This is a genomic window from Actinokineospora spheciospongiae (assembly GCF_003182415.1).
Classification (GTDB): Bacteria; Actinomycetota; Actinomycetes; order Mycobacteriales; family Pseudonocardiaceae; genus Actinokineospora; species Actinokineospora spheciospongiae.
On sequence record NZ_QHCP01000017.1, the window covers coordinates 26,491 to 38,592 of the forward strand.

Sequence of the window (12,102 nt, forward strand, 5' to 3'; positions counted from 1 at the left end):
GCTGCTCGACGTGGGCGGGGTCGGACCGTGGACACCCTGCCGCAACTGGGAAAACGGTCGTACGGGCGAGTGCGGGCTACTCCTTACGGTCGACATTGACGCGGGCTGGTCCCTATGCGATTGTTCCTGCCAGTCGGACGGTAATTGAGTCGATGCGACATTCGGCCCACCCGGGTCAATGAAAGGTTTCGATGACGCACGCCGATTTCTTCTCGGACCCGTCCCCGTTTTCCGCCGGGGAATGGGTGGACACCGTTCTGCTCGCCGGGGACCCCGGCGAGGTGTGCCTGCGGCTGGTGTCCCCGGTCGACCGGGCGGCGCTGCGCGCGGTGGTCGGCGAGCGGGAGGCGGCGCTGCGCGCGGCGGGGTTGGGCGCGGGTGGCACCGTCGCGTTGCGACTGCCGCCGTCGTTGGAGTTCGTGGCCGTGCTGCTCGCCGGGTGGCGGATCGGCGCCCAGGTGGCGCTGCTGGACCACCGGTTGACCGAGCACGAGGTGGCGGGCGCGCTCGACCGCGTCGCCGCCCAGTTCGTCGTGGGCGTCGTCAGTTCCCGGGGGCACCGGTTGTGCGGCTACGCCGAGGTCGTGTCCTCGGTCGCCGCGCGCCCCGGTGGTCTGCCCGCGCGCACGCCGCATGCCCTGGTGCAGTTCAGCTCCGGGTCCACCGGCGCCTCCAAGGTCATCGCCCGCACCGCCGGGGACCTGGTGGCCGAACTCGACCGCTACGACCGGCTGCCGGGGTTTCCCCGGCGCGGTGAGCGGGTCGTGGTGCTGGCCTCCGTGGTGCACGTCCTCGGCCTGGTCGGCGGTCTGCTCAACGGGTTGCACGCGGGTGCCGAGCTGGTGTTCCCGCGCAGGCTCACCGCCGAGGGCATCCTCGCCGCGGTCGCGGGCGGGGACACGCCCGCGACGGTGCTCGGTGTGCCGTTCCACGCCGAGTTGCTGACCTCCGGCCCGGAGCCCGCGCCCGTGCCGCTGCTGCGCCGCATGGTCGTGGCGGGGGAGTTGGTGCGCCCGGAGGTGCCGCCGCGCTTCCGCGAGCGCTTCGGGGTGCCGCTGGGCACCATGTACGGGATGACCGAGGTCGGGGTGATCGCCACCGACCTCGACGGCGACCTGTGGCCCGCGGTGCGGCCCGCGCACGGCGTGGAGCTCAAGGCCGACGGCGGCGAGCTGTGGTTGCGGGTGCCCGCTTCCCCGTACCTCGGGCTGGCCGACCCGACCCGGTTCGTCGACGGCTGGCTGCGCACCCGCGACGCGGGCGCGGTCGACCCGGGCACCGGGGACGTGACCGTGCTGGGGCGGTTGGACTCGCAGATCTCCGTGGGCGGCCTCAAGGTCGACCTGACCGAGGTCGAGCAGATCCTGTCCGGGGTGGACGGTGTCGCGGAGGCGGTGGTGCTGTTCGACGGCACCGTGCGCGCGTACCTGGTGCTGTCCGGGGGTGGCGCGGTCGAGGCGGTGGAGGCGGCGCTGGCCGGGCGGCTGGCGGCGTTCAAGCGCCCGCGCGAGCTGGTGGTGCTGCCCGTCCTGCCCAGGACGGCCACCGGGAAGATCGTCCGCGACCCCGTGGTCCTGCGCGCCGCGCGGGACCGGGCGGGCGCGGTGGCGGCGACCGCCGCCCAGGCATGAGGTCCGGCACGAGGGAGGACACCCGATGAGGGACAAGGTGCGCGAGTTCGTCGTGGCCGCGCTGGCGGAGATGAACTACGACGTCGGCGACGTGACCGGGGACAGTGAGCTGGGTCCGGCGGGCCTGGACATGGAGTCGCTGGGGATGGCCGAGTTGGCGGTGCGGGTCGAGGACGAGTTCGGGGTGGCCTTCGACGACGAGGAGGCCGAGGGGTTGGCGCTGATGACCCTCGACGAGTACGCGGCGGCGGTCGTGGCGCGGTTGCCGGTCGCCGAGGCGTCCGCCTGAGATGGCCGCCGCGCAGATCCCGCCCCCCGACCGCGACGCGGTGCTGGCCATGGTCGCCGGTTACCGCGACCGCGCGCCGGGTGAGGTCGGCGAGAAGCTGGACTCGCTGGAGCTGACCTGGCTGGTGGCGCAGGTCGAGCAGCGCTACGGCGTGGAGCTGGAGCTGACCGACGAGGTGTTCGCGGGCATGGCCACGGTCACCGGGGCGGTGGACGCGCTGCGCGCGGTGCTCCCGGCGGCGACCGGTGGTCGAGCGGGTGGTTGAGCGGGTGGCGGTGGCGGCGGTGGCGGTGCGCACCGGCTTCGGCCGGGGCGGCGCCGGGCTGCTGGGCGCGGGGTTCGCGGGCACGCCCGCGTTCGCGCCGGTCACCCGGTTCGACACCGCGGGCCGCCGCACCGACCGGGCCGCCACCCTGCCCGGGTGCCCGGACCTGGCCGAAGAGTTGACCGGGGTGGTCGCGGAGGTCTGCGCCGGGCTCACCGCGGCGCAGCGGGCCGCCACCCCGGTCCTGCTCGCCGCGCACGCCGACGCGGCGAACGCCGAGGTGGCCGCCGCGGTGGTCGCCGGGACCGGGGTGGCGGGGGTGCCCAGGACCTACACCAACGCCTGCGTCGCGGCGAGCACGGCGGTGGCCGACGCCGCCACGGTGCTGCGCACCGGCCGGGCGGAGCGGGTGGTTGTGGCGGCGGGGTACCTGGTGGAGCCTGCCATGTTCGGCCTGTTCGACGCGGGCCGGGCGCTGGCCCGCGACGGCCGGGCGCGGCCGTTCAGCCGGGGCCGCCAGGGCATGGTCCTCGGCGACGGGGTGGCCGCGGTGCTGCTCACCCCGAACACCTCAAGTCCACTCGCGACGATCGAGGGCTGGGGTCGCACCGGCGACGGGCACCACGTGGTCAAGCCCGCCCCGGACGGCGGCGGGCTGGCCCGTGCGATCGGGACCGCCCTGGAGCGCGGTGGGGTCGACCCGGCGGAGGTGGGCTACGTCAACGCCAACGGGACCGGCACCGAGTTCAACGACGCCGCCGAGGTGGCCGCGCTGCGCCGGGTGTTCGCCCGCGCGCCGGTGCCGGTCAGCTCCACCAAGTCCGTGCACGGGCACGCGCTGGAGGCCTCCGGGCTGGTGGAGCTGGTGGTGACCGTCCTCGCGCTGGGCGAGGGCAGGCTGCCGGTGAACGCCGGGTACCTCGGCCCGGACCCGGCCTGCGAGCTGGACCTGGTCCTTGAACCCAGGGTCGCCGCGCCGCGCTACGCGTTGACCCTGAACTCCGCGTTCGGCGGGGCCAACACCGCGCTGCTGGTCGGTGCGCCGTGACCGGCACCCGGAGCACCGCCGAGGCGACCCTGGGCGCCCGGGTCGTCGACGCCAGGTGGCCGGAGTCCGATGTGGACACGCTGCCGTCGATCCCCGGGTTCATCCTGTCGGACTTCACCCCGCTGGTGGCCGCGGTGGCCGAGCGCTGCCTGCGGGTGCACCACGGCGAGCCGCCCGCCGACCCGGCGCGGGCCGCGCGCACGGGGCTGGTGCTGGCCAGCGCGCGCGGGGACACCACGACCCTGCGGATCGTGACCGAGGCGGTGGCGGCCGGGCGCCGGGTGCCGCCGCTGCTGTTCTTCCAGTCCAACCCGAACGCCGTGCTCGGGCACGTCGCGGCCCGGTGGGGACTGGGGGGTCCGGTGGTGTGCGTGAGCCCCACCGGCGACCCGATGGCCGACGCGCTGGCGTGCGCGGAGCTGCTGTTCGACGCGGGCGACGCGGACGAGGCGGTGGTCGTGGTGGCCGAGCTGGGCGAGGACGGGGATCAGACCGGTGGCGCGGAGGCGCTGCTGGTGACGGCGGAGGGACGGGCATGAGGAGCATCCGGGCGGCACTGGCCGCCGAGACCGGGTTGGGCGCGGGCAACGTGCTCACCACGCTGGTCGAGCGCGACCTCGACCTGGGCCGGCCCGCGCTCACCTTCGACCGCGAGGTCGACGGCGTGCCCGCCGGGACGGCCGTCACCGTGCGCCGCCTCGACGAACTGGTCCGCGCCCGCGCCGCCACCCTGCACGCCCGTGGCATCGGGATGCGCGACCCGGTGGGGGTCACCGCGAGCAGCGTCGGGGAGAACGTCCTGACCTTCCTCGCCCTCGCCCGCTTGGGGGCGATCCCGGCGCTGGTCAACGCCGGGGTGTCACCGGAGATCACCGCCCTGTACCTCAACCGGGTCGGGGTGGTCACCGTGCTGGCCGACGCCGCCCGCCGCGCCGCGCTGTCGAGCACCGGACTGTCGGGGCTGACCCCCGTCGAAACCCTCGGCACCGGCGACCCCGCCGACGCCCCCGAGCCGTACCGGTTCCACGGGGACGACCCGGTGGCGATCACCCACTCCTCCGGGACCACGGGGGTGCCGAAGGCGGTCGCGCACTCGCACTCCAGCCTCTTCGCCGCGATCCGCCACCGCCTGCGGATGCCGAAGGCCCAGGGCATCGAACGCGTCCTCTCCGCCCTGCCCGCCCCGCACGCGGCCACGCTGATCGCGCTCAACCTCGCCCTGTGCAGCGGCAGCGAGCTGTTCGCGCTCTCGGAGCAGACTGGCCGGTCGGTGGTGGCGGCGATCGAGCGGTGGCGCCCGAGCGGGGTGTTCGGCTTCGCCGCGACCTGGTCGGAGATGGCCAGGACCGACCTGCGCGGCCGGGACCTGGACTCGGTGTCGCTGTGGTGGAACACCGGCGACTGCGCGCACGAGGCGCACATCCGCAGGTTGATCTCCCACGGCCACCGCACGGTGTTCACCCGGGAGGGCCGGGTCCGGCTGCCCGGGTCGGTGTTCATCGACGGCCTGGGTTCCAGCGAGATGGGGCACTCGCACTTCCACAACACCCACACCACCGAGACCGACCGCTACGGCCGCTGCATCGGCCGCGCGCACGCCTTCGCCGAGCCGATCGTGGTGGACGCCCGGGGCAACGAACTGCCGCACGGGGAGGTGGGTGAGCTGGCGACGAAGTCGCCGACGCTGTCACTGGGGTACTGGAACGACTCGGTGAGCACCCACCGCACCCGCGTCCGCGGCTACTTCCTCACCGGCGACGCGGTCTACCGGGACGCCGAGGGCTACTTCTACCACGTGGACCGGGTCGTGGACTCGGTCGACCTCGGCGGCGGGAAGCGGCTGCACACCGCCATGTCCGAGGAGCGCGTCCTCAACGCCTGCCCCGACGTCGCCGACTGCACGGTGGTGGCGGTGCGGGCGGGAACGGGGGTGGTCACCGACGTGCTGGTGCAGCTCGACGCTGCCGCGGACCCCGCGCTCGACCGCACCGCCGCCGTCCGCGCGGCCCTGGGCGAGGACGTCGCGGCCACGCTGCGCGAGGTGGTCGTGGTCGACGACGCGCAGATCCCGCTCGGCCCCACGGGCAAGGTGCGCAAGGTGGCGCTGCGCGAGCGGTACCTGGCCGACCTGGGCGCCCGGTGAGCCGAGCGGGGGCGGTCACCGGCATCGGGCTCGTCACCCCGGTGGGCCGCAAGCCGGGCGAGGTGTTCGACGCGCTGTGCGTCGGGCGCACCGGGATCGTCACCCCACCCGAGGGGCACCCGCTGGCCGGGCTGGTGGAGGCGGCCGGGATCGGGCCGGAGGTCGACGCCGCCGAGGTGCTGCCCGCGCGGGAGTCGCTGGCGGTCGACCGGTTCGTGCTCTACGCCGTGGCCGCCGCGGACGACGCGCTCGCCGACGCCCGGATCACCGTGGGCACCGACGTCGACCCCGAGCGGGTGGCCGTGGTGGTCTCCACCGGCGGGGCCGGGTTGGAGACCTACGACCGGTACGCGCGGCTGCGGGCGGGCGGCGGTCGGGCCAAGGTGACCCCGTACCTGCTGCCCGGGATGCTGGCGAACATGGCCGCCGCCCGGATCGCGATCAAGCACGGCGTGCGCGGGCACAGCGCCTGCCTGGCCACCGCCTGCGCGGCCGGGGCCCAGTCCATCGCCGAGGCGCTGCGGCTGCTGCGCTCCGGCGACGCGGACGTGGTGGTCTGCGGCGGTGTGGACACCCCGCTGCACCCGACGGTCGCCGCCGCGTTCGGCAACGCCCGCGCGCTCGCCCGGGGCTGGGCCGAGGACCCCGGCCGGTCCAGCAGGCCGTTCGACAGGCGGCGCAACGGTTTCGTGCTCGCCGAGGGCGCCGGGGTGCTGGTGGTGGAGCGCCCGGAGTTCGCCGACGCCCGCGGCGCCGCCGCCTACGCCGGGCTGCTCGGCTGGGGGGTGACCACCGACGCCCACCACCCGACCACCCCGCGCCCGGACGGCGCGGGCGCCGCCGCGGTGATGCGCCGGGCCCTGGCCGACGCGGACCTGCGACCGTCCGACGTGGACCACGTCAACGCCCACGGCACCTCCACCCCGCTCGGCGACGCGGCGGAGGCGCTGGCGCTGCGCGCGGTGTTCGGCGACGACGGGCCAGCGGTCAGCTCCATCAAGGCGCTGACCGGGCACATGCTCGGCGGTTCCGGCGCGGTCGAGGCCGCCGCCACCGCGCTGAGCATCGCCGAGGGCGTGCTGCCGCCGACCCACCACCTCGACGACCCCGACCCGGCCTGCCCGCTCGACCACGTGCGCGGCGCCCCGCGCACCGGCGCGGTCCGGGCGGCGCTGAGCAATTCCTTCGCCTTCGGCGGGCACAACGTGAGCCTGCTCCTGGGCGCCCCCACCACCACCCGCACCCGCACCACGGCACCGACCCCGGACTGACCCCGCCCGACCCCGCCACACCGACCGCAGCAGCGCAGAGCAAGAGGACCAGCCATGCACGTTCACACCATCGACCACGTCGAGTTCCACGTCGGCGACGCCGACGACGCGGCGGCCGCGTTCCGCGCCGACTACGGCTTCCGGGTGCGCGGCGGGCTGACCGGGCCGGGCAGCCGGTCGGTGCTGGTGACCCAGGGCGCCATCCGCGTCCTGCTCACCGAGGCCACCGACGCCGGGCACCCGGCGGCGGCCTACGTGGCCCGCCACGGCGACGGCCTGGCCACCATCGCCCTCGCCGTGGACGACCCCGACGCGGCCACCGCCGAGGCGGTGCGGCTGGGCGCGGTCGTCGGGCCCGGCGGGCGGATGGGCGGCTTCGGCGACGTGGCGCACACCTTCGTCCGCGCCGACGCGCTGCTGGAGCGGGTGGAACCGGTCGACGGGGGCGCGGACAGCCCGCTGGAGCTGCTGGAGACCATCGACCACGTCGCGGTGTGCGTGCCCGCCGGTGAGCTGCTGTCCACGGTGGCCCACTACGAGCGGGTCCTCGGGTTCGGGCAGGTGTTCACCGAGCACATCCAGGTGGGGTCGCAGGCGATGAACTCCATCGTGGTGCAGAGCCCCAACGGCCAGGTGACGCTGACCCTGCTGGAGCCCGACACCACCGCCCTGCCCGGCCAGATCGACGCGTTCCTGGCCGCGCACGAGGGGGCGGGCGTGCAGCACCTGGCGTTCGGCACCGCCGACATCGCCACCGCCGTGCGCACCCTGGCCGGGCGCGGGGTGCGCTTCCTGTCCACCCCCGGCGCCTACTACGACGAGCTGGAGCGCCGGGTCGGGCGGGTCGCGGTACCGGTGGACGTGCTGCGCGAGCTGAACGTCCTGGTCGACCAGGACACCGAGGGCGAGCTGTTCCAGATCTTCGCCCAGAGCACGCACCCGCGCCGCACCCTGTTCTTCGAGCTGATCGAGCGGCTGGGTGCGCTGACCTTCGGCAGCGCCAACATCAAAGCCCTCTACGAGGCCGTCGAGCGCGAGCGGGCCGCCGCCCCGACACCGACCGCGACCCGCTGACCGGGGAGGACCCCCATGACCGCTGAACTCACCGACACCCACGCCCTGTCCGACGTCGAGGCGGCGCTGCTGCCCACCGACGCCGAGGTGGCCGAGTACGCGCGGCGCGGCTGGTACCTCAGCCGCAAGCTGTTCACCGACGACGAGGTCGCCGCCCTCATCGACGCCAGTGAACGGTTCTACGCCCACGGCGCCGACCGCGAACTCCCGGTGCGCCCGCCGAACCTTGCCTACTGGACCCCGGAGGACGGCCCGGACGTGCAGCGGCACAACGACTACGTCCACCACCTGCACGACGAACTGGGCTCGATCCTGCGCAAACCGCTGATCGGCGCCGTCGCCGCCCGGCTGGCCGGGGCCCAGGAGATCCGCATCTGGCAGAGCACGCTGATCCTCAAGCCGCCGCGCCCGCACGAGCCGTCGAACCTGGTGCCCTGGCACCTGGACCGGCACTACTGGCAGACCTGCACCTCCGAGCGGATGCTGACCGCGTTCATCCCGTTCCACGACTGCGCGGTCGTCAACGGCACCATCACCATGGTCGACGGCAGCCACCGGTGGGCGGAGGTCCCCGGCGACGACTCCACCCGGCACTTCGCGGCCCGCGACAAGGCCGAACTGGAGGCGCTGCTGGCGGCCAACGCCGCGCACAACGGCGCCGAGGTGTCCCGGGTGCCCGTGCTCATCCCCGCCGGGCACGTGAGCTTCCACCACTGCCGCACCTACCACGGCAGCGGCCCGAACCTTGCGGCCTCCCCGCGCCGGGCGGTGTCGCTGCACCTGCAGGACGGCGACAACCGGTGGCGGCAATACCACCGGCCCGACGGTTCACCTGTCATCTACAACCACGACGTCCTCGTCCGCCGCGACGCCGCCGGGAATCCCGACTACACCGACCCGGAATTCTGCCCCGTCCTCTGGCGGGCCTGACCCGGGAAAAGCGGAAAAGCCCGGCCGGAAGTCGGCCGGGCTGTTTCCGCGCGACAATTCCGCTATCGGATCTGCCGGGCGAACATCCGGGTCGCCCAGAACACCGAAAGGGCGGCCAAAGCGATCACGATCAGCATTCCCTGCCACACCGCCGGGTCGCCGGGGGAGCCGGTGAACAGCGCCCGGGTGCCGTTGGTCGTCCAGTAGATCGGGTTCCACTCGGCGATGCCCACCAGCCACGCCGGGGCCAGCGTCAGCGGCAGCAGCACCCCCGACAGCAGCGACAGCGGCTGCGACACCGCGTTGATGATCGGGCCCAGCGCGGCCGGGCTGGGGATCAGCATGGCCATCGCGTAGGACAGCGCGCACGCCATCAGCGCCATCAGGGCCAGCATCAGGTACGCCAGCAGCAGCCAGCCGACGTTGACGCTGAGCCCGAACGGCAGCGCGATCACGGTGATCACCACCGCCTGCCCCATCAGGGTGGTGACCTCGGAGAACGCCCGGCCCAGGATCAGCGCGGGCCTGCTCACCGGGGTCACCCTGGAGCGCTCGATCACCCCCGAGCGCAGCTCGGCGAGCAGGCCGAACCCGGCGAAGAAGCCGCTGAGCAGCACCAGCACCACCAGCAGGCCGGGCACGTAGACCCGGTACGCCTCGGCGTAGGTGGTGGCGCCGGTGGGGGCCAGCGCCGTCTTCAGCAGCGGGGCGAACAGCACCAGGTAGGTGATGGGCTGCACGAACCCGATCACCAGCCGCGCCGGGGTGCGCAGCACGAGCAGCAACTGCCGCTGGTAGACGAGCCAGGTGTCGCGGAGGAACTTCATGTCCGGGGGTCTCGCTTCCTCGTCGTCGTGCCCGCTGCTACTTGTCGCGCAGGGAGCGGCCGGTCTTGATCAGGAACACGTCGTCGAGGCTGGGCCGGTGCAGCTCCAGGGTGTCGAAGGCGATGTCGTCGGCGTCGAGGGCGCGCATGATCTGCGGCATGGCCGTGGTCGCGTCGTCGACGTAGAGGCGCAGCCCGCCGCGCTCGTCCAGGTCGAGCTTGCGCACGTAGGGGCGGTCGCCGAACAGCTCCCTGGCGCGCGGGCCGGAGCCGTTGACCCCGACGGTGACCACGTCACCGGCCACCTCGTGCTTGAGCTGCGCCGGCGTGCCGCCCGCCACGACCTCGCCGTGGTCGATGATCGCGATCCGGTCGCACAGGGCGTCGGCCTCGTCCAGGTAGTGGGTGGTGAGGAAGACGGTCATGCCCTCGTCGCGCAGCCTGCGCACCTCGTCCCACAGGTGCGCCCGGGACTGCGGGTCCAGGCCGGTGGTGGGTTCGTCGAGGAAGAGCACCCGGGGGCGGTGGATGATGCCCATGGCGATGTCCACCCGGCGCCGCTGCCCGCCGGAGTAGGTGCGGCAGAGCCGGTCGGCGAAGTCGGCCAGCTCGAAGGCCACCAGTGCCTGCTCGGTGCGCTCGACCGCCTCGGCCTTGCCGATGCCGTACATCCTGGCTTGCAGCACCAGTTCCTCGCGGCCGGTGACCTCGTCGGTGGTCGTGCCGCCCTGGGCGACGTAGCCGACCCGCCTGCGCACCAGGCCCGGCTCCCTGCGCAGGTCGGCGCCCGCGATGGTGACCGTGCCGCCGTCGGGTTCGAGCAGGGTGCACAGCATCCGCAGGGTCGTGGTCTTCCCCGCGCCGTTGGGGCCGAGGAAGCCGAAGACCTCGCCCTCGCCCACCGACAGGTCCACCCCGCGCACCGCATCGACCTGGCGGGTCTTGCCCCGCTTGCCGACGCTGAACGACTTGCGCAACCCGCTGACCTCGATCATCACGCGCTCCTGCTCCGGCAGGCCGCGGCCTGCTCTGTGGGTTCGGGTGGCGGTTCGGGTGCCGCCGCGCCCGCGAGTGCGGCCAGGTGCCGGGCGGCGGCCGGTGCCCCGCCCGCCGCGGCGAGGGTGTCGCGGACCGCCGCCGCGCCCGCCCGCGGCGCCGGGTCGTCGAGCACCCCGGTCAGCGCCGCGCGCAGCACCGGCGCGGTCGAGCGGGCGAAGTTGACCCGCACCCCCGCCCCGGCGCCGACGACCCGCGCGGCGTTGATCGGCTGGTCGTGCCGGATCGGGGCCACCACCAGCGGCACCCCCACGGCCAGGGCCTCGCTGACGGTGTTGAGCCCGCCGTGGGTGAGCACCGCCGACATGCGCGGCAGCAGGTCCAGCATCGGCACCCGGCGCCGGGCCAGCACGTGCGCGGGCAGCGGCGGCAGCGCCTCCGGCGGGGCGACCACCACCGCCCGCACCCGCTCGCCCAGCGGGGCCAGCGCCGCGACCGCCTCGCGCAGGAAGCGCGCGGTGATGTCGTCGGCCAGGGTGCCCATCGACACCAGCACCCCGGCCCGCCCGTCCAGCCACTCCCAGGGGAAGTCCGGTTGGTCCGGGCGGGTGCCCACGGTGGGGCCGACCAGGGCGAAGTGGTCCGGGAACGGGCCCGGTCCGGCGAGCGGGCCCGCCGCGCAGGACAGCACCAGGTGCGGGGAGAAGCGCGGGTCGGTGTAGGCGTGCGCGGGCAGGCCCGCCTTCGCCCACAGGCCGCGCAGCCGCTCCTCGATCCACGCGGTGACCTGCGGCATCGCTGAGAGCGGGTGCCCCAGGTCCATGGTGGAGGCGACCACGGTGGCCCAGGTCAGGCCCAGCCGGTGGGCCACCAGCGCGCCCGCCGGGCAGTGCTGGTCGACCACCAGCACGTCCGGGCGGAACTCGCGGGCGGCCCGCTCGACGGCGGGCAGGGTGAAGGTGGCGAACGGGACGATGAACCGCTCCCAGACCGACTTCACCGCCGCCAACCCGTGGTCGGACTGCGGGCGCAGCAGCCGCGACCCGGTCGGGAAGACCACCGCCCCGGCGCCCAGCAGCGGGCGCAGCACCGCCTCCGACCCGCACCAGGCCACCTCGTGCCCGGCGGCGAGCAGTGCGTCGGCGATGCCCTGGGCCGGGTTGACGTGCCCGGCCAGCGGCGGCACGACCAGCAGGAACCGGCTCATCCGGCGACCGCCGCGCGCACGTGGTCGACGACGTCGGCCACGGTCAGCCCGATGATCGCCTCCAGCGGCAGTGAGTTGACGTGCGCGGGCAGGTCCACCCCCGGCCCGAACCGGCGCGCCAGGGCCGCCTGGAGCGCGGCCAGGTCGACGCTGTCGAACCGCAGGTCGCCCTCCAGAGTGGCGTTCGGCCCAATCTCCGGCACCTGCCCGCCGCAGGACTGCGCGACCTGTCGGACCATTCCGGCGATCTCGTGGGAAATGCACACCGCCAAACCCTTTCCCTCGCTTGCGCGGAACGTACCCCAGGACTCGCGCGGCCGTCACGGGAAAGTTCACCGGCGCCGCCATTCGGCACTTCCCGGCTGGCGATCGGTGTATTGACACGGTCGGAGTCCGCTGCTGAGAATGCCCCGGAGAACGCA

At 74.5% G+C, this 12,102-nt stretch carries 13 protein-coding genes; 9 read left to right on the forward strand and 4 right to left on the reverse strand.

Going from position 1 to position 12,102, the window contains the following annotated elements:
• The first annotated feature begins 245 nt into the window (after positions 1-245).
• From DFQ13_RS30595 to DFQ13_RS30635, 9 genes are read left to right on the forward strand one after another with little or no spacing between them, the layout of a single operon-like run.
• A complete protein-coding gene (locus tag DFQ13_RS30595; protein WP_233438656.1) occupies positions 246-1,631 on the forward strand; it encodes a class I adenylate-forming enzyme family protein in 1,386 nt (461 codons plus the stop codon).
• A 25-nt stretch (positions 1,632-1,656) separates the two neighbouring features.
• Positions 1,657-1,920 carry an acyl carrier protein gene (locus tag DFQ13_RS30600; protein ID WP_110082322.1) on the forward strand — a complete coding sequence of 88 codons (264 nt, stop codon included), beginning with the start codon at positions 1,657-1,659 and terminating at the stop codon, positions 1,918-1,920.
• 1 nt (position 1,921) lies between these two features.
• Complete coding sequence (locus DFQ13_RS30605) at positions 1,922-2,185, forward strand: acyl carrier protein (protein ID WP_181400232.1); 264 nt, start codon at positions 1,922-1,924, stop codon at positions 2,183-2,185.
• Entirely contained in the window at positions 2,178-3,233 is a 1,056-nt protein-coding gene (locus DFQ13_RS30610; protein WP_110082362.1) for a beta-ketoacyl synthase N-terminal-like domain-containing protein, read from the forward strand. The genes DFQ13_RS30605 and DFQ13_RS30610 overlap by 8 nt, the downstream gene beginning before the upstream one ends.
• The gene (locus tag DFQ13_RS30615) at positions 3,230-3,772 is read left to right on the forward strand and encodes a beta-ketoacyl-[acyl-carrier-protein] synthase family protein (protein WP_219994711.1); all 543 of its coding nucleotides are present in this window, start codon (positions 3,230-3,232) and stop codon (positions 3,770-3,772) included. The genes DFQ13_RS30610 and DFQ13_RS30615 overlap by 4 nt, the downstream gene beginning before the upstream one ends.
• Positions 3,769-5,376 carry a class I adenylate-forming enzyme family protein gene (locus tag DFQ13_RS30620; RefSeq protein WP_110082323.1) on the forward strand — a complete coding sequence of 536 codons (1,608 nt, stop codon included), beginning with the start codon at positions 3,769-3,771 and terminating at the stop codon, positions 5,374-5,376. The genes DFQ13_RS30615 and DFQ13_RS30620 overlap by 4 nt, the downstream gene beginning before the upstream one ends.
• Entirely contained in the window at positions 5,373-6,647 is a 1,275-nt protein-coding gene (locus DFQ13_RS30625) for a beta-ketoacyl-[acyl-carrier-protein] synthase family protein (RefSeq protein ID WP_110082324.1), read from the forward strand. The genes DFQ13_RS30620 and DFQ13_RS30625 overlap by 4 nt, the downstream gene beginning before the upstream one ends.
• Positions 6,648-6,701: 54 nt before the next feature.
• Positions 6,702-7,721 (forward strand): 4-hydroxyphenylpyruvate dioxygenase, encoded by a 1,020-nt coding sequence (gene hppD, locus DFQ13_RS30630; RefSeq protein ID WP_110082325.1) that lies wholly within the window; start codon positions 6,702-6,704, stop codon positions 7,719-7,721.
• Between the two features lie 15 nt (positions 7,722-7,736).
• Positions 7,737-8,651: a phytanoyl-CoA dioxygenase family protein gene (locus DFQ13_RS30635; RefSeq protein ID WP_110082326.1), complete on the forward strand. Its 915-nt coding sequence runs from the start codon at positions 7,737-7,739 to the stop codon at positions 8,649-8,651.
• Between the two features lie 62 nt (positions 8,652-8,713).
• Here DFQ13_RS30635 and DFQ13_RS30640 read toward each other — a convergent pair whose 3' ends face one another.
• The 4 genes from DFQ13_RS30640 to DFQ13_RS30655 are packed head-to-tail and all read right to left on the reverse strand — an operon-like array spanning position 8,714 to position 11,919.
• Positions 8,714-9,478 (reverse strand): ABC transporter permease, encoded by a 765-nt coding sequence (locus DFQ13_RS30640; protein ID WP_110082327.1) that lies wholly within the window; start codon positions 9,476-9,478, stop codon positions 8,714-8,716.
• A gap of 37 nt (positions 9,479-9,515) precedes the next feature.
• Complete coding sequence (locus tag DFQ13_RS30645) at positions 9,516-10,472, reverse strand: ATP-binding cassette domain-containing protein (RefSeq protein WP_110082365.1); 957 nt, start codon at positions 10,470-10,472, stop codon at positions 9,516-9,518.
• Complete coding sequence (locus tag DFQ13_RS30650) at positions 10,472-11,680, reverse strand: glycosyltransferase (protein ID WP_035285607.1); 1,209 nt, start codon at positions 11,678-11,680, stop codon at positions 10,472-10,474. Before DFQ13_RS30650 ends, DFQ13_RS30645 begins: the two co-directional genes overlap by 1 nt.
• Entirely contained in the window at positions 11,677-11,919 is a 243-nt protein-coding gene (locus tag DFQ13_RS30655) for a phosphopantetheine-binding protein (RefSeq protein ID WP_052021507.1), read from the reverse strand. Before DFQ13_RS30655 ends, DFQ13_RS30650 begins: the two co-directional genes overlap by 4 nt.
• Positions 11,920-12,102 lie beyond the last annotated feature (183 nt).